Origin of the sequence: Staphylococcus sp. 8AQ, assembly GCF_902506595.1 — a bacterium.
In the GTDB taxonomy this organism is placed as follows: Bacteria; Bacillota; Bacilli; order Staphylococcales; family Staphylococcaceae; genus Staphylococcus; species Staphylococcus pasteuri.
Genome location: NZ_LR733871.1, coordinates 756,630 through 782,642 on the forward strand (window position 1 = coordinate 756,630; position 26,013 = coordinate 782,642).

Annotated in this window: 24 protein-coding genes; 23 read left to right on the top strand and 1 reads right to left on the bottom strand. The window is 32.3% G+C overall.

Going from position 1 to position 26,013, the window contains the following annotated elements:
* Nucleotides 1–134 precede the first annotated feature (134 nt).
* The 22 genes from rimP to rny all read left to right on the top strand — a co-directional run bounded on the left by rimP (nt 135) and on the right by rny (nt 24,660).
* On the top strand, nt 135–602 hold the full coding sequence (gene rimP / locus GVY01_RS03820) for a ribosome maturation factor RimP (RefSeq protein ID WP_017638370.1): 468 nt from the start codon (nt 135–137) through the stop codon (nt 600–602).
* A gap of 20 nt (nt 603–622) precedes the next feature.
* Nucleotides 623–1,855 carry a transcription termination factor NusA gene (gene nusA / locus GVY01_RS03825; RefSeq protein ID WP_017638369.1) on the top strand — a complete coding sequence of 411 codons (1,233 nt, stop codon included), beginning with the start codon at nt 623–625 and terminating at the stop codon, nt 1,853–1,855.
* Between the two features lie 19 nt (nt 1,856–1,874).
* Nucleotides 1,875–2,159, top strand: a complete 285-nt coding sequence (gene rnpM / locus GVY01_RS03830; RefSeq protein ID WP_017638368.1) for an RNase P modulator RnpM — start codon at nt 1,875–1,877, stop codon at nt 2,157–2,159.
* Nucleotides 2,159–2,473: a L7Ae/L30e/S12e/Gadd45 family ribosomal protein gene (locus GVY01_RS03835; RefSeq protein ID WP_017638367.1), complete on the top strand. Its 315-nt coding sequence runs from the start codon at nt 2,159–2,161 to the stop codon at nt 2,471–2,473. Before rnpM ends, GVY01_RS03835 begins: the two co-directional genes overlap by 1 nt.
* A 4-nt stretch (nt 2,474–2,477) precedes the next feature.
* Nucleotides 2,478–4,643: a translation initiation factor IF-2 gene (infB, locus tag GVY01_RS03840; protein ID WP_017638366.1), complete on the top strand. Its 2,166-nt coding sequence runs from the start codon at nt 2,478–2,480 to the stop codon at nt 4,641–4,643.
* A 131-nt stretch (nt 4,644–4,774) separates the two neighbouring features.
* Entirely contained in the window at nt 4,775–5,125 is a 351-nt protein-coding gene (gene rbfA, locus GVY01_RS03845) for a 30S ribosome-binding factor RbfA (RefSeq protein WP_017638365.1), read from the top strand.
* Nucleotides 5,126–5,288: 163 nt separating this feature from the next.
* Entirely contained in the window at nt 5,289–6,206 is a 918-nt protein-coding gene (gene truB, locus GVY01_RS03850; protein WP_017638364.1) for a tRNA pseudouridine(55) synthase TruB, read from the top strand.
* Between the two features lie 12 nt (nt 6,207–6,218).
* Nucleotides 6,219–7,190, top strand: a complete 972-nt coding sequence (gene ribF, locus GVY01_RS03855) for a riboflavin biosynthesis protein RibF (protein WP_017638363.1) — start codon at nt 6,219–6,221, stop codon at nt 7,188–7,190.
* Between the two features lie 112 nt (nt 7,191–7,302).
* Nucleotides 7,303–7,572, top strand: a complete 270-nt coding sequence (gene rpsO / locus GVY01_RS03860) for a 30S ribosomal protein S15 (protein ID WP_017638362.1) — start codon at nt 7,303–7,305, stop codon at nt 7,570–7,572.
* Between the two features lie 135 nt (nt 7,573–7,707).
* Nucleotides 7,708–9,807: a polyribonucleotide nucleotidyltransferase gene (pnp, locus tag GVY01_RS03865; RefSeq protein ID WP_159333648.1), complete on the top strand. Its 2,100-nt coding sequence runs from the start codon at nt 7,708–7,710 to the stop codon at nt 9,805–9,807.
* A 173-nt stretch (nt 9,808–9,980) separates the two neighbouring features.
* Nucleotides 9,981–11,654: a ribonuclease J2 gene (gene rnjB, locus GVY01_RS03870; RefSeq protein WP_159333649.1), complete on the top strand. Its 1,674-nt coding sequence runs from the start codon at nt 9,981–9,983 to the stop codon at nt 11,652–11,654.
* 254 nt (nt 11,655–11,908) lie between these two features.
* On the top strand, nt 11,909–14,311 hold the full coding sequence (locus GVY01_RS03875) for a DNA translocase FtsK (protein WP_017638359.1): 2,403 nt from the start codon (nt 11,909–11,911) through the stop codon (nt 14,309–14,311).
* Nucleotides 14,312–14,313: 2 nt separating this feature from the next.
* The gene (locus tag GVY01_RS03880; protein ID WP_017638358.1) at nt 14,314–15,027 is read left to right on the top strand and encodes a GntR family transcriptional regulator; all 714 of its coding nucleotides are present in this window, start codon (nt 14,314–14,316) and stop codon (nt 15,025–15,027) included.
* A 26-nt stretch (nt 15,028–15,053) separates the two neighbouring features.
* Nucleotides 15,054–16,331: an EF-P 5-aminopentanol modification-associated protein YfmF gene (gene yfmF / locus GVY01_RS03885; RefSeq protein ID WP_017638357.1), complete on the top strand. Its 1,278-nt coding sequence runs from the start codon at nt 15,054–15,056 to the stop codon at nt 16,329–16,331.
* Nucleotides 16,331–17,617: an EF-P 5-aminopentanol modification-associated protein YfmH gene (gene yfmH, locus GVY01_RS03890; protein ID WP_108016799.1), complete on the top strand. Its 1,287-nt coding sequence runs from the start codon at nt 16,331–16,333 to the stop codon at nt 17,615–17,617. The genes yfmF and yfmH overlap by 1 nt, the downstream gene beginning before the upstream one ends.
* Nucleotides 17,617–18,321: an elongation factor P 5-aminopentanone reductase gene (ymfI, locus tag GVY01_RS03895; RefSeq protein WP_017638355.1), complete on the top strand. Its 705-nt coding sequence runs from the start codon at nt 17,617–17,619 to the stop codon at nt 18,319–18,321. The genes yfmH and ymfI overlap by 1 nt, the downstream gene beginning before the upstream one ends.
* Before the next feature lie 133 nt (nt 18,322–18,454).
* On the top strand, nt 18,455–19,291 hold the full coding sequence (locus GVY01_RS03900) for a YmfK family protein (protein WP_017638354.1): 837 nt from the start codon (nt 18,455–18,457) through the stop codon (nt 19,289–19,291).
* A gap of 19 nt (nt 19,292–19,310) precedes the next feature.
* Nucleotides 19,311–19,703, top strand: coding sequence for a helix-turn-helix domain-containing protein (locus tag GVY01_RS03905; protein WP_017638353.1), 393 nt, complete (start codon nt 19,311–19,313; stop codon nt 19,701–19,703).
* A 31-nt stretch (nt 19,704–19,734) separates the two neighbouring features.
* Nucleotides 19,735–20,310 carry a CDP-diacylglycerol--glycerol-3-phosphate 3-phosphatidyltransferase gene (gene pgsA, locus GVY01_RS03910; protein ID WP_017638352.1) on the top strand — a complete coding sequence of 192 codons (576 nt, stop codon included), beginning with the start codon at nt 19,735–19,737 and terminating at the stop codon, nt 20,308–20,310.
* A gap of 165 nt (nt 20,311–20,475) precedes the next feature.
* Nucleotides 20,476–21,621, top strand: coding sequence for a CinA family nicotinamide mononucleotide deamidase-related protein (locus GVY01_RS03915; RefSeq protein WP_017638351.1), 1,146 nt, complete (start codon nt 20,476–20,478; stop codon nt 21,619–21,621).
* Between the two features lie 172 nt (nt 21,622–21,793).
* Entirely contained in the window at nt 21,794–22,840 is a 1,047-nt protein-coding gene (gene recA / locus GVY01_RS03920) for a recombinase RecA (protein ID WP_017638350.1), read from the top strand.
* A gap of 260 nt (nt 22,841–23,100) precedes the next feature.
* Nucleotides 23,101–24,660, top strand: coding sequence for a ribonuclease Y (gene rny, locus GVY01_RS03925; RefSeq protein ID WP_017638349.1), 1,560 nt, complete (start codon nt 23,101–23,103; stop codon nt 24,658–24,660).
* 139 nt (nt 24,661–24,799) lie between these two features.
* Here the strand turns inward: rny and GVY01_RS03930 are convergent, their stop codons facing one another.
* The gene (locus tag GVY01_RS03930; protein WP_017638348.1) at nt 24,800–25,015 is read right to left on the bottom strand and encodes a hypothetical protein; all 216 of its coding nucleotides are present in this window, start codon (nt 25,013–25,015) and stop codon (nt 24,800–24,802) included.
* 163 nt (nt 25,016–25,178) lie between these two features.
* Here GVY01_RS03930 and GVY01_RS03935 point away from each other — a divergent pair, with 163 nt between their 5' ends.
* Entirely contained in the window at nt 25,179–25,973 is a 795-nt protein-coding gene (locus GVY01_RS03935) for a TIGR00282 family metallophosphoesterase (protein ID WP_159333650.1), read from the top strand.
* The last annotated feature ends 40 nt before the right edge of the window (nt 25,974–26,013 follow it).

Genomic DNA, 26,013 nt, shown 5'->3' on the forward strand with positions numbered 1-26,013 from the left:
ACCATAGTGATTATGCTGTGATTTGTTTACAAGTGAAACTTATGATATACTTATGTTGCTTAAAAAATTAGTAACTCAGGCAAAAGAGTGGGCATATACCCGCTCTTTTCTATTTGCCTAAAAGGGAGGCCTGTATGAGTAAAATAGCTGAACAAGTAGAACCTATTATTCAACCCGTATTAGATGACCTTAACTTTGAACTAGTTGAAATTGAGTATGTTAAAGAAGGTAAAGATCATTTTTTAAGAATTTCTATAGATAAAGATGGCGGTGTTGATTTAAATGATTGTACGTTAGCATCTGAAAAAATCAGCGAAGCAATGGATGAAAACGATCCTATACCTGAAATGTATTACCTTGATGTTGCTTCTCCAGGTGCTGAAAGACCTATTAAAAATGAAAAAGCACTTAAAGATGCAATTACACATCCTATCTTTGTATCACTTTATGCACCTATTGAAAAAGAAAAAGAATGGTTAGGTATTTTAAAAGATGTCAAAGAGGATATTATACTAATAGAAGTTAAAGAAAAATCTAAAACTAAAACGATAGAAATACCACGCAATAAAATTGCAAAAGCACGTCACGCAGTAATGCTTTAACGTGGTGAGGAGGAAAAATCGTGTCAAGTAATGAATTATTATTAGCTACTGAATATTTAGAAAAGGAAAAGAAAATTCCTAGAGAAGTTTTAATTGATGCAATTGAAGCAGCTTTAATTACAGCATATAAGAAAAACTATGATAGTGCTAGAAACGTGAGAGTAGAGTTAAACATGGATGAAGGTACTTTCAAAGTTATAGCAAGAAAAGAAGTTGTTGAAGAAGTATTCGATGACAGAGAAGAAGTGGATATTAGTACAGCATTAGTTAAAAATCCAGCATATGAAATTGGTGACATTTACGAAGAAGACGTAACACCTCAAGATTTCGGACGCGTAGGTGCTCAAGCTGCAAAACAGGCTGTTATGCAACGCTTAAGAGATGCTGAAAGAGAAATTCTTTATGATGAATTTATCGACAAAGAAGAAGACATTTTAACAGGTGTTATTGATCGTGTTGATCATAGATATGTATACGTAAATTTAGGCCGTATTGAAGCAGTATTATCTGAGGCTGAAAGAAGTCCTAATGAAAGTTACATTCCAAATGAACGAATCAAAGTATTTGTTAATAAAGTTGAACAGACAACTAAAGGACCTCAAATTTATGTTTCAAGAAGCCATCCAGGTTTACTAAAACGTTTATTTGAACAAGAAGTACCTGAAATCTTTGACGGTACAGTTATTGTTAAATCTGTTGCTCGTGAAGCTGGCGATCGCTCTAAAATCAGTGTTTATTCTGAAAATCCTGATATTGATGCAGTTGGTGCATGTGTAGGTTCTAAAGGTGCACGTGTAGAAGCGGTTGTTGAAGAACTAGGTGGAGAAAAAATTGATATCGTTCAATGGAATGAAGATCCTAAAGTATTTGTAAGAAATGCGTTAAGTCCATCACAAGTATTAGAAGTCATTGTTGATGAAGAAAATCAATCAACAGTTGTTGTCGTTCCAGATTATCAATTGTCATTAGCTATTGGTAAACGTGGTCAAAATGCACGTTTAGCTGCTAAACTGACTGGATGGAAAATTGATATCAAATCTGAAAGCGATGCACGTGAAGCGGGTATTTATCCTGTTATTGAAACTGAACCTATTGCGGACGAAGTAGTCAATACAGGTGACGAAGATGTTGAATTTGATGATGTGAATTTAGAAGAATCTAATTTAACAACTGCAGAATTAGCTGCTGAGACAGATGAAGAATTAGAAGAAACAGATGACGTTTCTGTTGAAGATAAAGATACAGAAAAATAGGTTGGAGTGATGATGTAACATGAAAAAGAAAAAAATTCCAATGCGTAAATGTATCATATCGAATGAAATGCATCCTAAAAAAGATATGATTAGAGTTGTGATCAATAAAGAAGGCGAAATTTTTGCTGACGCTACTGGTAAGAAACAAGGACGAGGTGCTTATGTTTCTAAAGATGTCCAATTAGTAGAAAACGCACAACAAAAAGAAGTTTTAGAAAAATATTTTAAAGCGTCAAAAGAACAATTAGAACCTGTTTATAAAGAGGTTATTCGTTTAATTTATAGAGAAGAGATTCCAAAATAATGAATGAGAAGATATTTAATTTTTTAGGGCTTGCAATGAGAGCTGGCAAAGTGAAAACGGGTGAATCAGTTATTGTCAATGATATGCAAAAAGGCAATATAAAATTAGTTATATTAGCTAATGATGCTTCTCCTAACACTATGAAATTAATACAAAATAAAACTTCGAGTTATAAAGTGCCATTAAGGGTATTTGGAACTAGAGAAGAGTTAGGGATAGCTATTGGTAAAGGTGAGAGGGTAAACGTAGGTTTAACTGATCAAGGTTTTGCCAAAAAATTGCTATCTATGATAGATGAATATCGTGAGGAGTGATTATATGAGTAAACAAAGAATTTACGAATATGCGAAAGAATTAAATCTAAAGAGTAAAGAGATTATAGATGAATTAAAGAGTATGAACGTTGAAGTGTCAAATCACATGCAAGCTTTAGAAGACGACCAAATTAAAGCTTTAGACAAAAAGTTCAAGCCAGAACAAAGCAAAGAAAACACTAAAAATACTCAAAATAATCACAAAAAATCTGAAAACAAACAACAAAACAATCAGAAACAAAATAATAATAAATCAAATAATCAAAGTGGTCAGAATAAAAACAACAAAGGTAAACAACAAAATAATCAAAATAACAACAATAATAAGAAAAATAATAAGAATAACAAAAATAATAAAAACAATAAAAAGAACAACCAAAAACAAAACAACCAACAACAAGCAGAACCTAAAGAAATGCCATCAAAAATTACGTACCAAGAAGGTATTACAGTTGGCGAATTAGCTGATAAGTTAAATGTTGAATCTTCAGGTATTGTTAAAAAATTATTCTTATTAGGTATTGTTGCAAATATTAATCAATCATTAGATCAAGAGACATTAGAGTTAATTGCAGATGACTATGGTGTTGAAATCGAAGAAGAAGTTGTTATTGAAGAAGAAGACTTATCAATTTATTTCGATGATGAATCAGAAGATCCAGATGCAATTGAGCGTCCAGCAGTAGTAACAATCATGGGACACGTTGACCACGGTAAAACAACATTACTAGACTCAATTCGTCACACTAAAGTAACAGCAGGTGAAGCTGGCGGTATCACTCAACATATTGGTGCTTATCAAATTGAAAATGAAGGTAAAAAAATCACTTTCCTTGATACACCAGGACACGCAGCTTTCACTACTATGCGTGCACGTGGTGCTCAAGTGACAGATATTACAATTTTAGTAGTAGCTGCTGATGATGGTGTTATGCCTCAAACTATTGAAGCAATTAACCATGCGAAAGAAGCCAATGTTCCAACAATTGTAGCAGTTAATAAAATTGACAAACCAACATCAAATCCAGACCGTGTTATGCAAGAATTAACAGAATATGGTTTAATTCCTGAAGACTGGGGTGGCGATACTATCTTTGTACCACTTTCAGCTTTAAGCGGTGATGGTATCGATAATTTATTAGAAATGATTGGTTTAGTAGCAGAAGTACAAGAATTAAAAGCTAACCCAGAAAAACAAGCTGTAGGTACAGTAATTGAAGCAGAATTAGATAAATCACGTGGTCCAGCTGCATCACTATTAGTACAAAACGGTACATTACACCAAGGTGATTCTATCGTAGTTGGTAATACGTATGGACGTATTCGTGCTATGGTAAATGATTTAGGACAACGTATTAAAACTGCTGGTCCATCAACTCCAGTTGAAATTACTGGTATTAACGATGTACCTCAAGCAGGCGATCGCTTTGTAGTATTTAAAGACGAAAAACAAGCTCGTCGTATTGGTGAAGCACGTCATGAAGAAAGTGTTATCCAACAACGTCAAGAAAGTAAAAATGTTACTTTAGATAACTTGTTTGAACAAATGAAACAAGGTGAAATGAAAGACTTAAACGTGATTATTAAAGGTGACGTTCAAGGTTCTGTTGAAGCATTAGCTGCATCATTAATGAAAATTGATGTTGAAGGTGTAAACGTACGTATCATTCACACTGCTGTAGGTGCGATTAATGAATCAGATGTAACATTAGCCAATGCATCAAATGGTATTATCATCGGATTTAACGTTCGTCCTGATTCAGGAGCAAAACGTGCTGCTGAAGCTGATAATGTAGATATGCGTTTACATCGCGTTATCTATAACGTTATCGAAGAAATTGAATCAGCAATGAAAGGTTTACTTGATCCTGAATTTGAAGAACAAGTGATTGGACAAGCAGAAGTACGTCAAACATTTAAAGTATCTAAAGTTGGTACAATTGCAGGTAGTTATGTTACTGACGGTAAGATTACACGTAATGCAGGTGTACGTGTTATCCGTGATGGTATCGTACAATTTGAAGGTGAATTAGATACACTAAAACGTTTTAAAGACGATGCTAAAGAAGTTGCTCAAGGTTATGAATGTGGTATTACAATTGAAAAATACAATGACCTAAAAGAAGGCGACATTATTGAAGCATTCGAAATGGTTGAAATTAAAAGATAATTTATATTAATGATTTATTCGAGGTTGAGACTGGCGACACTTTTTGAAACAACGTTAAGTTTCTAAAAAGAAAATTGCCTTGATCTCACCTCTTATTTTAACTAAAGAAAAATATAGAAAGGGTGACAAAGATGAGCAATATGAGAGCAGAACGTGTTGGCGAACAAATGAAAAAAGAAATCATGGATATCGTTAACAATAAAGTGAAAGACCCACGTGTTGGTTTTATCACAATTACTGATGTTGAATTAACAAATGATTTATCTCAAGGAAAAGTTTATTTAACAGTTTTAGGCGATAAAAAAGAAGTCGACAACACATTTAAAGCATTAGAAAAAGCTAAAGGCTTTATCAAATCTGAGCTTGGATCACGCATGAGATTACGTATCATTCCAGAATTATCATTTGAATATGATGAATCCATTGAATACGGAAATAAAATCGAACGTATGATTCAAGATTTACACAAACAAGATAAATAAATATAGCATGACAACACTTAGCCTGGGAAACTTTTTTCTCAGGCTAAATACATATAAAATGACTGAATAGATTTTAAATATCTATCAAACGAATCATATTACTAATTAGTAGTGGTATAATAGCCAGGGATAATAATATTGATAATAAAAAAGGTGTGAAACCATGTATAACGGTATATTACCAGTATTTAAAGAAAGAGGCTTAACTAGCCATGATGTAGTATTTAAGTTAAGAAAAATACTTAATACTAAAAAAATAGGACATACTGGAACATTAGACCCTGAAGTATCAGGCGTATTACCTATTTGTGTAGGGCCTGCAACTCGTGTAAGCGATTATGTTATGGAGATGGGGAAAGCATATGAAGCCACAGTAACCATTGGAAGAAGCACAACTACAGAAGACCAGACAGGAGAAACAGTTGAGCATAAATCGGTTACTGAAACTGATTTAACTGAACAACAAGTAGATCACGTTATTAAACAATTCGAAGGTACAATTGAACAGATTCCACCTATGTACTCATCCGTTAAAGTTAACGGCAAAAGATTATATGAATATGCACGTAATAATGAAACAGTTGAAAGACCAATAAGACAAGCCATTATAAAAAATATTAAACGTATCTCACCATTACGTTTTGATGGGGAAGAATGTCACTTTGATATAGCAGTTAGTTGTGGTAAAGGAACATATATACGAACACTAGCTACTGATATAGGTGCTAAACTAGGGTATCCTGCTCATATGTCATTATTAACTCGTATTGAATCTGGTGGCTTTAATTTAGAACAAAGTTTGTCATTAGAAGATATTAAAAATTTGCATGAGCATGATTCGTTACAAGATAAATTGTTTCCTATAGAATATGGTTTGAAAGGTTTACCACAACAAATGGTTACAGATGATCAAATCAAACAACGCATCCTAAACGGACAAAAATTTTATAAAAAGCAGTTCGAAAACATTAATGATGATCAATTTGTATTTGTAGATAATGCATCACAAAAAGTGTTGGCTATATATATCATACATCCAGATAAACCAGAAGAATTAAAACCTAAAAAAGTATTTAATTAAAGGAGATTTATTATGAAAGTGATAGAAATTACCCATCCAATTCAAGAAAATCAAAGAATAAATGAAAACGTTGCGATGGCGTTTGGTTTCTTTGATGGTATGCATAAAGGGCACGATAAAGTTTTTCAAACTTTAGATGAACAAGCGCAATCACACGGATTGAAAAAAGCAGTTATGACCTTTGATCCGCATCCATCAGTTGTGTTAAATCCAGAACGTAAAAGAACCACTTATTTAACACCACTTTCTGATAAAATTGACATGATTGAAGCACATGGTGTTGATTACTGTATTGTCATCAATTTTTCATCTAGATTTGCTAATGTTACTTCTGAAGAATTTATAGAAGAATATATTATTAAAAATAATGTTAAAGAAGTTATTGCAGGATTTGATTTTACATTTGGAAAATTCGGTAAAGGTAACATGTCAGTGTTAAATGAGGTAGAAGACTTTAACACTACTATAGTTGGTAGACAAGAACTAGGCGAAGAAAAAATATCAACAACTGCTATTAGAGAAGCATTGCAAAATGGAGAACTGCAAAAAGCCAATGAAGAATTGGGTTACTTATATAAAATCAAAGGTACTGTAGTTCAAGGTGAAAAACGGGGCCGTACTATTGGTTTTCCAACTGCAAACGTTCATCCTAGCGATGATTACTTATTACCTAAAAAAGGTGTATACGCTGTAAGTATGGAAATCGGAGCAGAGCAAAAGCTGTTCCGTGGAGTTGCTAATGTAGGTGTTAAACCAACTTTCCATGACCCAGCAAAAGCCGAAATAGTTATCGAAGTAAATATTTTCGATTTCGATGAAAATATTTACGGTGAACGTGTAGTTGTTTATTGGCATCATTTCTTAAGACCGGAAATAAAATTTGATGGTATAGATCCATTGGTTGAACAAATGAATGATGATAAAGCGCGTGCAAAATATTTATTATCAGTTGATTTCGGTGATGATGTATCATATAATATATAAAGTTGATTAAAACGAGTTGATTCGTTTTAACCACAACCTTTTTCTTAGTAGGTCGAGACTCCGACGCCTAACTCGGATAAAGGTGTATATACAATAAAGGAGGAAATTGATAATGGCAATTTCACAAGAACGTAAAAATGAATTAATTAAAGAATACCGTACTCACGAAGCAGACACTGGATCTCCAGAAGTACAAATCGCTGTCTTAACTGCTGAAATCTCAGCTTTAAACGAGCATTTACGTGAGCACAAAAAAGACCACCATTCACGTCGTGGATTATTAAAAATGGTAGGTCGTCGTAGACATTTATTAAACTACTTACGTGGTAAAGATATTCAACGTTACCGTGAATTAATTAAATCATTAGGTATCCGTCGTTAATCTTAATAATAAATTAGGAAAGCACCATTCGATTGGTACTTTCCTTTTTTTATTCTCTAACAAATAAGAACTAATATAAATTGAAAGTAATAAGTGATATGATATAAGTAATAGAATTTAGAGAGGAGATTCATAATGTCTCAAGAGAAGAAAGTTTTTAAAACTGAATGGGCTGGCAGATCATTAACAATTGAAACAGGACAGTTAGCCAAACAAGCTAATGGTGCTGTTTTAGTTCGTTATGGTGATACAGTTGTATTATCAACTGCAACTGCTTCTAAAGAGCCACGTGATGGTGACTTTTTCCCATTAACAGTTAATTATGAAGAAAAAATGTATGCTGCAGGTAAAATTCCTGGAGGATTTAAAAAGAGAGAAGGACGTCCAGGTGATGATGCAACTTTAACTGCACGTTTAATTGATAGACCAATTCGTCCATTATTCCCTAAAGGTTACAAACATGATGTGCAAATTATGAACATTGTACTTAGTGCAGACCCAGATTGCTCACCTGAAATGGCTGCAATGATAGGTTCATCTATGGCATTAAGTGTTTCTGATATTCCATTCCAAGGACCAATCGCTGGTGTAAATGTGGGTTATGTTGACGGAAAATATGTTATCAATCCAACTGTTGCAGAGAAAGAAGTATCACGTTTAGACCTAGAAGTTGCAGGTCATAAAGACGCTGTTAACATGGTTGAAGCGGGTGCTAGCGAAATTACTGAAAGCGAAATGCTTGAGGCAATCTTCTTTGGTCATGATGAAATTAAACGCTTAGTTGCATTCCAACAAGAAATTATTGACCATATTCAACCTAAAAAACAAGAATTTATTCCAATTGAAAGAGATGAAGCACTTGTTGAAAAGGTTAAATCTTTAACAGAAGAAAAAGGTTTAAAAGACACTGTATTAACATTTGATAAACAACAACGTGACATTAATTTAGATGCATTAAAAGAAGACATTGTTGCTGAATTTATCGATGAAGAAGATCCTGATAATGAAACTTTAATTAAAGAAGTTTATGCAATCTTAAATGATTTGGTTAAAGAAGAAGTAAGACGTTTAATCGCAGACGAAAAAATTCGTCCTGATGGTCGTAAACCTGATGAAATTCGTCCATTAGAATCTGAAGTTGGTCTTTTACCTAGAGCACATGGATCTGGTTTATTCACTCGTGGACAAACACAAGCATTGTCAGTATTAACATTAGGTGCTTTAGGAGATTATCAATTAATTGATGGCCTAGGACCAGAAGAAGAAAAACGTTTTATGCATCACTATAATTTCCCTAACTTCTCAGTTGGTGAAACGGGTCCAGTAAGAGCACCAGGACGTCGTGAAATTGGTCACGGTGCATTAGGTGAAAGAGCACTTAAGCACATCATACCTGATACTTCAGATTTCCCTTATACAGTAAGAATCGTAAGTGAAGTATTAGAATCTAATGGTTCATCTTCACAAGCGTCTATTTGTGGTTCAACATTAGCTTTAATGGATGCAGGTGTGCCAATTAAAGCACCAGTTGCCGGTATCGCTATGGGACTTGTTACTCGTGAAGATAGTTATACTATTTTAACGGATATTCAAGGTATGGAAGATGCTTTAGGTGACATGGACTTTAAAGTTGCAGGTACTAAAGAAGGTATTACTGCTATCCAAATGGACATTAAAATTGACGGTTTAACTCGTGAAGTGATTGAAGAAGCTTTAGAACAAGCGCGTCAAGGTCGTTTAGCTATTATGGATCATATGTTACAAACTATTGATCAACCTAGAAATGAACTAAGTGCCTATGCACCTAAAGTTGTTACAATGAATATTAACCCATCAAAAATTAGAGATGTCATTGGACCAGGCGGTAAAAAAATCAATGAAATTATTGATGAAACAGGCGTTAAACTTGATATCGAACAAGACGGTCAAATATTTATTGGTGCAGTAGATCAAGAAATGATTAATCGTGCACGTGAAATAATTGAAGAAATTACTCGTGAAGCTGAAGTTGGTCAAGTATACAATGCTAAAGTTAAACGTATTGAAAAATACGGCGCTTTCGTTGAATTATTCCCAGGTAAAGATGCGTTATTACACATCTCACAAATTTCTACTGAACGTATTAATAAAGTAGAAGACGTGTTGAAAATTGGAGACACAATTGAAGTTAAAGTAACTGAAATTGACAAACAAGGTCGTGTCAACGCTTCACATAAAGCTATAAACGAAAAATAATATTGTTTAAATGATTGGAATCTTTATAAAGGGTTCCAATCTTTTTATATTTCGCTAACCTTTTATATTAAAGCAGTGATGACATTGATTAATAGTGTACATAAAGCCCATTTTAACTTATAATAAATGGTGAGTTTATATATGGACGGGGATAAAATATAGGAGGTAACATTTTGAGTTTAATAAAGAAAAAAAATAAAGACATTCGCATCATACCACTTGGTGGTGTAGGAGAAATTGCGAAAAATATGTATATCGTTGAAGTAGACGATGAGATGTTTATGCTTGATGCTGGTTTAATGTTTCCAGAAGATGAAATGTTAGGCGTAGATATCGTAATTCCAGACATTCAATATGTCATTGAAAATAAAGAAAAATTAAAAGGCATTTTCCTAACACATGGACATGAACATGCAATGGGTGCCGTAAGTTATATATTAGAACAAGTTGATGCTCCTGTTTACGGGTCTAAATTAACAATTGCCCTTGTTAAAGAGAGTATGAAATCACGTAATATTAATAAAAAAGTTCGTTACTATTCAGTTAACCATGAATCAGTTATGCGTTTTAAAAATGTGAATATTAGTTTCTTTAATACAACACATAGTATCCCCGATAGTTTAGGTATCTGTATTCACACATCTTATGGTTCAATTGTATACACAGGTGAATTCAAATTTGATCAAAGTTTAAGTGGACAATACTCACCAGACTTTAAACGTATGGCTGAAATTGGAGAAGAAGGAGTCTTTGCTTTAATCAGTGACTCTACTGAAGCTGAAAAACCAGGATACAATACACCTGAAAACGTGATTGAACATCACATGTACGATGCATTTGCTAAAGTAAATGGACGTCTTATTGTATCATGCTATGCTTCAAACTTTATAAGAATACAACAAGTATTAAATATTGCGAGCCAATTAAATCGTAAAGTATCTTTCTTAGGACGTTCACTAGAAAGTTCATTTAATATTGCACGTAAAATGGGTTATTTTGATATTCCGAAAGATTTACTTATTCCAATTAGCGAAGTTGAAAATTATCCTAAAAATGAAGTCATTATTATTGCAACAGGTATGCAAGGTGAACCTGTAGAAGCATTAAGTCAAATGGCTCAACAAAAACATAAAATTATGAACATCGAAAAAGGTGATTCAGTATTTTTAGCAATTACAGCATCAGCTAATATGGAAGTTATTATCGCTAATACATTAAATGAATTAGTACGTGCAGGTGCACATATTATTCCTAATAATAAAAAGATTCATGCATCAAGTCATGGATGTATGGAAGAACTAAAAATGATGATTAATATTATGAAACCAGAATACTTTATACCTGTTCAAGGTGAATTTAAAATGCAAATTGCGCATGCTAAATTAGCAGCTGAAGCAGGTGTTGCACCTGAAAAGATTTTCCTTGTTGAAAAAGGTGATGTTATTAATTATGACGGTACAAATATGGTATTAAATGAAAAAGTACCTTCAGGTAATATATTAATCGATGGTATCGGCGTCGGTGATGTAGGTAATATTGTATTAAGAGATCGCCATTTATTAGCTGAAGACGGAATCTTTATTTCAGTAGTTACACTTGATCCTAAAAATCGCAGAATTGCAGCGGGACCTGAAATACAATCAAGAGGTTTTGTTTACGTTAGAGAAAGCGAAGACTTATTAAAAGAAGCTGAAGAAAAAGTACGTGAAATCGTTGAAGCAGGATTACAAGAAAAACGTATTGAATGGTCAGATATTAAACAAAATATGAGAGACAAAATTAGCAAATTACTTTTCGAAAGTACTAAACGTCGTCCAATGATTATTCCAGTCATTTCAGAAATATAATCATTATAAATATAATTTAAAGAGGTTGGGACATACTCACATTGTTTTTAGTCATTTGAAATATATGACTTTGAACTTCAATAGACTATTGTAAGTATAAGGAATGATTCGAATACATTCTTTATTTTACGAAATGTTTCTATTATGAGTGTAAGTGTCCTTGCCTCTTTCATCTTATTAAAAAAGCCTTAAATTATTGGCACAAAAGTTATTTATTATACATATGAAAGATTATAAAAAGAAGGTGTACCAATTTGCCACAAGCAAAGAAAAAATCGCCGACAAAGAAAAAAACAAATACAACTAGAAAGAAAACAACCACAAAGAAAAAGCAAACTGAGAGTCCATTAAGATATATTATTGCTATCGTTGTGGTTATTTTAATCATTTTAGGTGCTTTTCAATTAGGCATCATAGGACGAATGATTGATAGTTTCTTTAATTATTTTGTCGGAATGAGTCGATATTTAACATATATTTTAATTTTATTAGCAACAGGTTTTATCACATATTCTAAGAAAATACCTAAAACAAGAAGAACAGTAGGTTCAATTACATTACAATTTGCATTACTATTTATAGCTCAGCTATATTATCACTTTAGTAAAGGTATCGTTTCTGAAAGAGAACCAGTATTGTCTTATGTTTATAAATCATATGAACATAATCATTTTCCAAATTTTGGTGGCGGATTGATTGGCTATTATTTACTAGAAATTTGTATTCCGCTCATTTCTATTGTCGGTGTTATCATTATTACGATTTTACTTTTAGCATCAAGCATTATTTTGCTATTAAACTTAAGACATCGTGATGTATCTAAAAAAATATTAGAAGGTATAAAAACTACTACAGTATCAGCTTCTCAAAATTTAAAAGAAAACCGACAAAATAATAAATCTAAAAAAGAAGAAAAAGCCAAAAATAAAGCAGAAAGAATCGAAAAGCGCCATCGTTCACAAGAAAATGATGTAGTAAAAGACGTTACAGATTTACCAGAAGTACAACAAGACAGTGATATACCTATATATGGTCATAGTGATTCTGAGAAAGAGACAGTACAACCAAAACGTAAAAAACGATTATTTGATCATGAAGCAAATGACAATACACCAAGCAATAAAGAACAACAGACGAATAATGATCGTTCTGAAATAGAACATCAAACTCAATCAAAAAATAATGAAAATGATGATAGCCAAAATGAAAATTCTATTTCTGAAGCTGGAGAAGAAATGAATGTTTCTTATGTAGTACCGCCATTATCATTATTAAAGCAACCAGCTCAGAAACAATCAACGTCAAAAGCAGAAGTTAAACGTAAAGGTCAAGTTTTAGAATCTACAATGAAAAACTTCGGTGTTGATGCAAAAGTTACTCAAATTAAAATCGGACCAGCCGTTACACAATATGAAGTTCAACCAGCACAAGGAGTGAAAGTAAATAAAATCGTTAATTTGCATAATGATATTGCTTTAGCTTTAGCTGCAAAGGATGTACGTATTGAAGCACCTATACCAGGACGTTCAGCTGTAGGTATTGAAGTGCCAAATGATAAGATTTCTTTAGTTGCATTGAAAGAAGTATTAGAAGAAAAATTCCCTTCTAATGATAAATTAGAAGTCGGATTGGGTAGAGATATCTCAGGAGATCCAATTACTATTCAATTAAACGAAATGCCCCATTTATTAGTTGCGGGTTCTACCGGAAGTGGTAAGTCTGTTTGTATTAATGGAATAATTACTAGTTTGTTATTAAATGCTAAGCCACATGAAGTAAAACTTATGTTGATTGATCCTAAAATGGTAGAATTAAATGTGTACAATGGTATTCCGCATTTATTAATACCAGTTGTAACTAACCCACATAAAGCGGCACAAGCTTTAGAAAAGATTGTAGCGGAAATGGAAAGACGTTATGATTTATTCCAACATTCTTCTACAAGAAATATAGAAGGATATAATCAATATATTAGAAATCAAAATAAAGAATTAGATGAAAAACAAGCAGAATTACCTTATATTGTTGTAATTGTAGATGAATTAGCTGATTTAATGATGGTTGCTGGTAAAGAAGTAGAAAATGCTATTCAACGTATCACCCAAATGGCACGTGCAGCAGGTATTCATTTAATTGTTGCTACACAAAGACCGTCCGTAGATGTTATTACTGGTATAATTAAAAATAATATTCCATCAAGAATTGCCTTTGCTGTAAGTTCACAAACAGACTCAAGAACGATTATAGGTTCTGGAGGAGCTGAAAAATTACTAGGTAAAGGTGATATGCTATACGTTGGAAATGGTGATTCAACTAAAATAAGAATACAGGGTGCATTCTTAAGTGACCAAGAAGTACAGGATGTAGTCAACTATGTAGTGGAACAACAACAAGCTAATTATGTTAAAGAAATGGAACCTGATGCACCAGTAGATAAGTCAGAAATGAAAAGTGAAGATGCGTTATATGATGAAGCCTACTTATTTGTTATAGAAAAACAAAAAGCAAGTACATCTTTATTACAAAGACAGTTTAGAATTGGGTATAACCGAGCATCAAGACTCATGGATGATCTTGAGAGAAATCAAGTTATAGGTCCTCAAAAGGGAAGTAAACCAAGACAAATTTTAGTTGATATTGATAAAGATGAGGTGTAATTATGTCGGAAATGAATGCTAAATATAGAGTAAAACAATACATTTTAAATAAAATTAAATCTGGAGAGTTAGAGTATGGAAGTAAATTACCAAGTAATTTATCAATTGCTCGTGAACTTCAAATAAAAACAGATGATGTTTATGATGGGATAAATGAACTTATCACTGAACAAGTGATAGTTGATAATTTTGAAGAGGGTACAAGTGTGAAATCACTGCCCCCTTTCTTTTATCCCTTAAATGAATTGATTAGTATAACTGAAATGATTAAAAGTGCTGGTTTTAAATCTGGGACTGAATATTTAAATTTTGATGAACAACCAGCAACCATTTTAGATGCTAAACGTTTAGGAATTGGCGAAAAACAACCAGTTACTATTATAGAAAGATTAAAAACTGCCAATCACCAACCGGTTGTGTATTGTTTAGATAAAATTGCGAAGGACTATTTAACATGTACGGGTTACCAAGAAAGTAATGGTTCAATGTTAAATGCAATTAAAGATGCAACAGGTCATATAGTAACTTATGCAGAAACTGATTTAGAAGCGGTTAATTATGAACCTCATATATCAGAATTACTTAATGCCTCACCACATGAAGGATTAATGTTACTCAAAGTAACACATTATGATGAAGAAAAGAATCCGATTTTATATTCTTTAAATTATATGAAAAGTAGTTTAGTGAAATTTAGAATTACAAAAGAAAAATAATGATAAAGTCATTGGAGGTAAAGTAGTTGCATAAAGAAAAGCAAAATAATAAAAATAGACATATTCATGTGATGCCAACTGAAAAATTTAAAACTACAACGATAACATTTAAATTTATGGCACCACTTGATTATGAAACAATTACTGAACGATCAGTGCTTAGTAAAGTACTAGTAAGAGCTTCTCAAAAGTGGCAAGACGATAAGGCTTTGAATCGTCGATTGTCTGAACTTTATGGCGCTTATGTGAATAGTTTTGTTTCTAAATTTAAAGATAAACATGTTATTACAATTTCCCTTGAAATCGTAAATGAACGCTATCTCAAAGACCAAACCCCATTATTTGAACAAGGGTTAGATTTATTAAATGAATTAATATGGAATCCATTAATACATAATCAACAATTTGACGAAAAATTTGTTAAACAAGAAAAATCACTACTTAGTAAAAAAATAGAAGCTATGATTGATAATAAAGCGCAATATTCATTCTTAAAATTGTTAGAAAATATGTTTGAAAATGAAGCTTATCAATATTTAGCAACAGGTCAAATTGAACAAATATCTAAAGTGACTCCAAATTCCTTATATAATACATATCAATCAATGATTCAAAATGATTATTGTGCTGTTTATGTTGTAGGTAATGTTAATCAACAACAAGTTATTGACCAAATCAATACTAAATTTAATATTGAGCCATTTATTTTTGAGACAACTTCAAATGATAATAAACAATTAGAAAATGCTAGCAACATACCGAATCCAATTGTTGAGACTGATGATGTTGATCAAGCAAAGCTAAATTTAGGATATCGTTTCCCAACGCATTATGGTAAAAATAATTACTATGCTTTTATAGTGTTTAATATTATGTTTGGCGGAGATCCTTCATCTGTACTATTTAACGAGGTACGTGAAAGACAAAGTTTAGCTTATTCTATTCATTCACAAATTGATGGTAAAAATGGTTATCTATTTGTGCTTAGTGGTGTATCAGCAGATAAATATGAAGTTGCTAAACAAACAATTTTAGAAGAGTTCGATAAATTTAAAAAAGGTGAATTTGAAGAAGGTAAAATTGAATTAGCTAAAAAAATCATTACGTCCCAAAGACACGAATCTACAGATAGACCCAAAAGTATTATAGAAATATTACATAATCAGATTCTGTTAGATGAACCACAAACTGACGAAGACTTTTTGAATAACATAAATCAAGTTACTAAGAAAGATATCGTAGATCTTGTAAATGAAGCAGTTTTAGATTCGATTTATGTATTAACGAAAGGGGGAAATGAGTAGTGAAACAACATTACTATGAGGTCATAGATGAAAAAGTTTATGAACATGAATTACAAAATGGCTTACGTTTATTTGTCATTCCTAAACCTGGATTTCAAAAAACATTTGTAACGTATACTACTCAATTTGGCTCACTAGATAGTCGTTTTAAACCTCTTGGCCAGAATGAATTTGTGACAGTCCCTGATGGCGTAGCACATTTTTTAGAACATAAATTGTTTGAAAAAGAAGAGGAAGATTTATTTACTGCTTTTGCTGAAGAAAATGCACAAGCGAATGCATTTACAAGTTTTGATCGTACAAGTTACTTATTTAGTGCTACTGATCACTTAGAAAATAATATTAAACGATTATTGACTATGGTTGAGACGCCTTATTTTACAAAAGAAACTGTAGATAAAGAAAAAGGTATTATTGCAGAAGAAATCAAAATGTATCAAGAACAACCTGGCTATAAATTAATGTTTAATACATTAAGAGCGATGTATACAAATCATCCAATTAGAGTGGATATTGCGGGTAGTGTTGAAAGTATTTATGACATTACTAAAGATGACTTATATTTATGTTATGAAACATTCTACCACCCATCTAATATGGTACTTTTTGTTGTAGGTGACGTAGATCCAGAATATATTGTTGATATTGTAGAAGAACATGAAAATCAGCGAGATAAAACAAATCAACCTGAAATCGAACGTGCTAAAATTGATGAACCTCAATCTGTGAATCAACATTTTGTAACTGAAGAAATGAAACTACAATCCCCTAAATTGATGCTTGGATTTAAAAATCAACCATTAGAAGAATCTCCTGAAAAATATGTACAACGTGATTTAGAAATGACATTTTTCTATGAACTTATTTTTGGAGAAGAGACTGAATTTTATCAAGAATTACTTAATAATGATTTAATTGATGAAACATTTGGATATCAATTTGTTTTAGAACCGACGTACAGTTTTTCTATAATTACAAGTGCCACAACTAATCCAGATCAATTAAAACAATTGCTTTTAAATCAATTGAAACAAAATCAAGGTAATCTTTCAGACATTGAAGCTTTTGAATTACTGAAAAAACAATTTATCGGCGAATTTATTTCGAGTCTTAATTCTCCTGAGTACATTGCGAATCAATACGCAAAGCTATACTTTGAAGGAGTTAGTGTCTTTGATATGTTAGATATCGTTGAAAATATTACGCTTGAAAGTGTCAACGAGACATCACAACTATATTTGAATTTAGATGAAATCGTTGATAGTCGCTTGGAGATTAAATCATAATGAGAGCTCTAGTATTAGGTGGTTCAGGTTCAATAGGAACAGCAATTGTTGAACAATTATTAATTGATGGATATGAAGTCGATCTACAATTTAACACGTCCGATGAGACCCAATTAAAGGCACAGTATCAAAATAAAAAAGTTAATTTAATTCAATGCGATTTATCAGGTAATGTTAATTTAGACCATTTATTTGGGCATATTCAGCAACTTGATTGTATTATTTATGCTGCAGGAAATGCATTATACGGTATGCTTCAAGACATGACTGATGAACAAATTGACATGACTTATCAGATTCACGTCCACCAACTCATCAGAATAAGTCGTTATTTTGTAGATACATTGAGACAAAGTGAAAATGGAAGAATCATTGTTATTTCTTCAATTTGGGGAGAAACTGGTGCGAGTATGGAAACAATTTATGCGACAATGAAAAGTGCTCAGCTAGGGTTCGTAAAATCATTAAGTCAAGAATTATCACAAACATCAGTGACTGTTAATGCAATTACGCCAGGTTTTGTATCAGGTAATATGAGTGACAAATGGTCTGAAGATGAACTCAACCAAATTTTAGATGAACTTCCTCAACACCGTATGATTGCACCTAATGAAATAGCTTATGCTTGTTCATATTTATATCATCCTATGGCTAAAAGTATTACTGGCACCATTCAAAAAGTTAACGGTGGTTGGTATTTGTAATAACTACTTGTAAGCTCCAAATTTTTGCATGAACTTTGTAGTACATGATATTGAATTCGATGTTATAATGTGAGTATTATTAATCAAAGTATAGTCTATTTTATAGTTGTGTTTAAACAAGGGGTGGATTCTCGTGTCAGTGGCTGAGAGAAGAAAAGAATGGTATCTAGAATACGAAATTACAATGAATCGTGCTGGTTTGCTAGGAGACGTTTCGAGTTTATTAGGGATGTTAGGCATTAGTATCGTTACTATTAATGGCGTTGATCAAGGTAAACGTGGATTATTAATTAAAACTGATAAATTAGAAAAATTTCAACGATTCGAACAAATCGTTAAAGAAATTAATGAAATCGATATAACTAAATTACGTGTACCTGAATTGCGAGACAGATTAGCTGTTAGACACGGTCGTTATATCGAACAGGATGCCGATGATAAAAAGACATTTCGTTTTGAACGTGAAGATTTAGGTTTACTTGTTGACTTCTTAGCAGAATTATTCAAAGAAGAAGGACATAAATTAATCGGAATTCGTGGTATGCCACGAGTTGGTAAAACGGAATCAATCGTTGCAGGTAGTGTTTGTGCCCATAAACGATGGTTATTTATCAGCTCAACATTAATTAAACAAACAGTTAGAAGTTCATTAATTAAAGGCGAATATGATTCGAACCATGTTTATATTATAGACGGAGCAGTTACAGCTCGAGAATCTAATACGAAACACCAAGATTTAGTTAGAGAGATAATGACACTTCCTTCAGTGAAAGTAGTGGAGCATCCAGATTTATTTGTTGAATCATGTGACTATAGCATGGATGATTTTGACTATATTATTGAATTACGTGAAAATAAAGATCAGGAAATTCAATATGAAGAAATGAAGAAACAAACAGCTCAAACTAAAAGTAAAAATAATTTAGATTTTGGTGATCCATTTGGTGGAGGATTTGGATTTTTTGAATAGGATTTAAGGAGGCATATTTTTGAAAACGATAGGCGAAGTATTAAAAGGTAGACGTGAAAGATTAGGAATGACTCTTAATGAATTGGAGCAACGAACGCAACTTAAACGTCATACACTAGAACAAATAGAAAACAATGAATTTAATCAATTACCTAATAGTAATTATGCTGAAGGTTTCATTCGAAAGTATGCCAATGTTGTTAATATTGAACCCAACCAACTAATCCAAGCACATCAAGATGAAATACCCCAACATCATATTCAATTAGACGACATGATAACTTCGTTCGCTAATAAAGAAGCGCCTCCTTATCGAAGTAAATCTATGGAACCATTGCAAGTTGCAGCTATTATTGTTTTAGTTACATTAGTAACATTAGCTTTATGGATTTTAGCAGTATTATTATTTTAAAGAAAAATGTATTAAGAAATGAGGTTGAAAAATGAATATACCGAATCAGATTACGGTATTCAGAGTTATACTTATACCAGTGTTTATCTTATTTGCTTTAGTTAATTTTGGTTTTGGGAAAATGTCATTTTTAGGCGGATATGATATAAAAATAGAACTATTTATCGGAGCAATTATTTTCATTATTGCATCATTAAGTGATTTTGCCGATGGATATTTAGCACGTAAATGGCAGTTAGTAACTAATATGGGTAAATTTTTAGATCCTTTAGCTGATAAATTATTAGTTGCTAGTGCATTGATTGTATTAGTTCAATTAGATTTAACTAACTCTGTTGTAGCAATTATAATAATTGCACGAGAATTTGCAGTTACAGGTCTTAGATTACTACAAATTGAACAAGGCTTTGTAAGTGCTGCAGGGCAACTAGGTAAAATTAAAACTGCAGTAACAATGGTTGCTATTATTTGGATTTTATTAGGTGATCCATTAGCAACTTGGATTGGTTTCCCAATTGGACAAGTTTTATTATATATCGGTGTATTCTTTACAATTCTTTCTGGTATTGAATACTTCTACAAAGGCAGAGATGTATTTAAACATTAAATAATTAACGAGTTGAAATGGTATCGTTTCAACTCGTTTTTTTATATTTTACAACAGATTCAGTATCTTGTTTGATGTGGAATCCTCATTCTTAGATTTTACTATTATAAACGTTTATAATAGTGATATTGCATACATTCGAGAATTAAAGGGGAGTAATGTGTTATGAATATTTCGATTATAGCTGTTGGATCAGAACTACTGTTAGGACAAATTGCAAATACTAATGGACAATATTTGTCTAAATTATTTAATGGTGTTGGAAAAAATGTTGTAGAACATACAGTTATTGGTGACAACCCAGAGCGTTTAGAATATATTATTCGTCAAGGTTTAGAACGTTTTGACATGCTTGTTCTGACAGGCGGCTTAGGACCTACAAAAGATGACTTAACGAAACATACAGTCGCAAAAGTTTTAAACAAAGATTTAGTTACTGATGAAGCCTCATTAGATTATATTAAAAGTTATTTTGAAGACCAAGGTCAAGAAATGACACCTAATAATAAACAGCAAGCATTAGTAATAGAAGATTCAATTGTTCTTCCTAATAGAAATGGAATGGCACCAGGTATGTTAGTTGAAAATGAAGGTAAAAAGGTAGTATTATTACCCGGACCGCCAAAAGAAATGAAACCTATGGCTAAAAATGAATTACTACCATATATTCTTGATGATGATAAAGTTATTTTTTCAGAACAACTTAAATTTGCTGGCATTGGCGAATCTAAAGTAGAAACAATCTTAATGGATTTAATTGATAAGCAAACAAATCCTACTATTGCGCCACTAGCCGGTTCTCATGAAGTATATATCAGATTAACAGCAAATGCTGAAACCCAACAGCAATGTCGAGATTTAATTCAACCAATAAAAGAAGAAGTATTAAATCGCATTGGCGAATATTATTATGGTTCAGACGATACAACATTAGAAGCGGCTGTAATGAATCACATGGATAGTACATTTTCAATTTATGATGGTGTTACCAATGGAGCATTATATACACGTTTAAAAAATGAAGATACAGAAGATCAATTAAAAGGCGCATTACCAGATTCACCACAATTTGTTGATCATGAACTAGATATAAATGAACAATTATATATGACTGCTAAATATGTAAAAGATTTATTTAAAACAGAGAAGGGTATTACTTTATTGCATAATGAAAAAGATGTTTATTTGGGTATCCTCAATGATGATAAATTAGATATTGAATCATTTAAAATGTCTCAAAATAGAAATTTATTAAGAAGCAGAAGTCAAAATTATGCATTAATAAAATTATTAAAATGGCTAGAACAATAAAATTATATTAGTTTCAGTACTATTTTATAGTACGTTTGTTCGTTTTTGTTTGTGTGTTTTATAAAATAACACGAACAAATATTCGCAAATCGCTTGTAATTTTATTTAAAAGCTTGTATAGTATGAATTAAGATATTAAACAGAAAACATTCCCAATTTAGGAGGTCTCGCTTTGGATAACGAACGTCAAAAAGCTCTAGATACAGTAATAAAAAATATGGAAAAATCATTTGGTAAAGGTGCAGTAATGAAATTAGGCGATAATAAAGGCCGTAGAGTTTCAAGTACATCAAGTGGTTCAGTTACGTTAGATAACGCATTAGGAGTAGGTGGCTATCCTAAAGGAAGAATTATTGAGATATATGGTCCAGAAAGTTCTGGTAAAACAACAGTAGCATTACATGCTATTGCTGAAACACAAAAAAATGGCGGCGTTGCAGCATTTATTGATGCTGAACATGCTTTAGATCCTGTATACGCACAAGCATTAGGTGTGGATATTGATAATTTATATCTTTCACAACCTGACCACGGGGAACAAGGCCTTGAAATTGCAGAAGCTTTTGTTCGTAGTGGTGCAGTAGATATCGTTGTAGTCGATTCAGTAGCTGCATTAACACCTAAAGCTGAAATTGAAGGTGAAATGGGAGACACACACGTTGGTTTACAAGCTAGATTGATGTCACAAGCGTTACGTAAATTATCTGGTGCTATTTCTAAATCTAACACTACAGCAATTTTCATTAACCAGATTCGTGAAAAAGTTGGTGTTATGTTTGGTAACCCAGAAACAACTCCTGGTGGTAGAGCGTTAAAATTCTATAGCTCTGTTCGATTAGAAGTTCGTCGTGCTGAACAATTAAAACAAGGACAAGAAATTGTTGGTAATAGAACTAAGATTAAAGTAGTTAAAAATAAAGTTGCGCCACCATTTAGAGTTGCAGAAGTCGATATCATGTATGGTCAAGGTATCTCTAAAGAAGGAGAACTTATTGATCTTGGTGTTGAAAATGAAATTGTAGATAAATCAGGTGCATGGTATTCATACAATGGAGATAGAATGGGACAAGGTAAAGAAAATGTTAAATCCTACCTTAAAGAAAACCCACAAATTAAAGAAGAAATTGACCAAAAATTACGTCAAAAACTTGGAATTTTTGATGGCGACGTAGAAGAAAAAGAAGAAGAGGCGCCAAAGTCTTTATTTGATGAAGAATAAAATAAATTGGATTTTTCAAAAGCAGTTTCTATAGATATTATATAGAAACTGCTTTTTATTTATCATTAACTGAAAGAAATCAAAATAACATTTTGTAAAATAACAACTCAATTTCTTTATAATACTTATAAGTTAGCATTGATATCTTGACACTTCTGAGTGTAAAACCGTACAATTAGTATGTATGATTCTTATATAATTTCATATAATCATATTGATTTTGATATACAGAGCAAACCCTAGATAAAGGAGGTGTTTATGTGAATTTATTAGGCCTCCTACTCATTTTGCTGGGTATAATTCTAGGCGTTGTTGTAGGGTATGTTGTTGCCCGAAATTTATTGCATCAAAAGCAGGTTCAGGCTAGACAGACAGCCGATGATATTGTCAATCAAGCGCACAAAGAAGCCGACAACACTAAGAAAGAAAAATTGCTTGAGGCAAAAGAAGAAAATCAAATTTTACGAGAACAAACTGAAAATGAACTACGTGAAAGACGTGGTGAATTACAAAGACAAGAAACCCGACTTCTTCAAAAAGAAGAGAACTTAGAGCGTAAATCTGATCTATTAGATAAAAAAGATGAGATTTTAGAGCAAAAAGAATCAAAAATTGAAGAAAGACAACAACAAGTAGACGCAAAAGAGAGTAGTGTTCAAACATTAATAATGAAGCATGAACAAGAATTAGAACGCATCTCCGGTCTCACTCAAGAAGAAGCTGTAAATGAGCAACTTCAACGAGTAGAAGAAGAACTGTCACAAGATATTGCTATACTTGTTAAGGAAAAAGAAAGAGAAGCTAAAGAAAAAGTTGATAAAACAGCAAAAGAATTGCTAGCTACTACAGTACAAAGGTTAGCAGCAGATCATACAACTGAATCAACTGTATCAGTTGTAAACTTGCCAAATGATGAAATGAAAGGTCGAATAATCGGACGTGAAGGACGAAATATTCGTACACTTGAAACACTTACGGGCATCGATTTAATTATCGATGACACTCCAGAAGCTGTCATTTTATCTGGTTTTGACCCTATTAGACGAGAAATCGCTAGAACAGCATTAGTTAACTTAGTTTCTGATGGAAGAATTCATCCTGGTCGTATTGAAGATATGGTCGAAAAAGCTAGAAAAGAAGTAGACGATATTATTAGAGAAGCCGGTGAACAAGCTACATTCGAAATCAATGTTCATAACATGCATCCTGACTTAGTTAAAATACTTGGACGTTTAAATTATCGTACAAGTTATGGACAAAATGTGCTTAAACATTCTATCGAAGTAGCACATTTATCAGGAATGTTAGCAGCAGAACTTGGTGAAGATGTTACGTTAGCGAAACGTGCTGGATTACTTCATGATGTTGGTAAAGCTATCGATCACGAAGTTGAAGGTAGTCACGTTGAAATAGGTGTTGAATTAGCTAAAAAATATGGTGAAAATGAAACAATTATTAATGCTATTCATTCCCATCATGGTGATGTTGAACCAACATCAATTATCTCGATTTTAGTTGCAGCAGCTGACGCATTATCAGCCGCTCGTCCTGGCGCTCGAAAAGAGACATTAGAAAACTACATTCGTCGATTAGAGCGTTTAGAAACACTTTCAGAAAGTTATGATGGTGTTGAAAAAGCATTCGCAATTCAAGCAGGTAGAGAAATTCGTGTAGTAGTTTCACCTGAAGAAATAGATGATTTAAAATCATACCGATTGGCTAGAGATATTAAAACTCAAATTGAGGATGAATTACAATATCCAGGTCATATCAAAGTGACAGTTGTTCGAGAGACTAGAGCAGTAGAATATGCTAAATAAGTTAAACCCCTAATTACTCATTGTGTAGTTAGGGGTTTAGTTATTATCAAAATTTGTGATTATATAAAAAAACTGACGATTGATGTTAAATAAATCAATCGTCAGATATTCGTATAATCATAATGTTGTATTAAAAATTTTACTTCAATTGTAAATCTGTTTTCTTCAATTCTTGAATAATTTCAGCTGTGTCATAGCAATTAGTAGCGATATTAGCGTATCTTTCTGCTAAACGGTATGCATTGATGTATAATTTTAAACTTTCTTTAGCAATATCTTCTGCATCTTCTGATTTAGATGGGTTAGAACTTACTACTAATTCTGCAAACTTTTCAGGATCGATATTAATAGACATTTATTATTTACAACTCCTAAATATTTTATAAACATATACTAACATAATATATATTGATAAAAAAGCAAAGACAGTTAACATTCAGATAAATAATTTTACAAAGAGTACTTTAAATAAAGTGTTCTATCTATTAAACTTAATGATATGAGAGGATGAACAAGGCATGAGAATATTATTTATTGGGGATATTGTAGGTAAGATTGGCAGAAACGCAATAACTACATATTTACCTAAATTAAAACAAGAATATCGTCCTACTGTATCCATTGTAAATGCTGAAAATGCAGCACATGGTAAAGGACTAACTGAAAAGATATATAAGCAATTGCTTCGTGAGGGTGTCGATTTTATGACTATGGGTAACCATACTTATGGTCAACGTGAAATATACGAATTTATTGATGATGCTAAAAGAATGGTTAGACCGGCCAACTTTCCTGATGAAGCACCTGGAGTAGGGATGCGCTTTATTCAAATTAATGAAATAAAATTAGCTATAATTAATTTGCAAGGAAGAGCGTTCATGCAGGATATAGATGACCCTTTTAAAAAAGCTGACGCACTCATTGAAGAAGCTCAAAAAGTAACGCCATATATATTCATTGATTTTCATGCTGAAACAACATCAGAAAAAAATGCAATGGGATGGTATTTAGATGGTAGAGTAAGTGCAGTAGTGGGTACACATACTCATATTCAAACATCTGATAACCGTATTTTACCAAGTGGAACAGGCTATATTACTGATGTAGGCATGACAGGTTTTTATGATGGTATATTAGGCATCAATAGAGATGAAGTGATAGAGCGTTTTATTACGAGTTTACCACAACGTCATGTTGTACCAGATAATGGACGCAGTGTTCTTTCTGGTGTTATCATTGATTTAGATAAAAATGGTAAAACAACAAATATTGAAAGAATATTAATTAATGACGACAATCCTATGAAATTATAATGTAAATGTTTGTGACATTATAGTTACAAAAGACTATCGT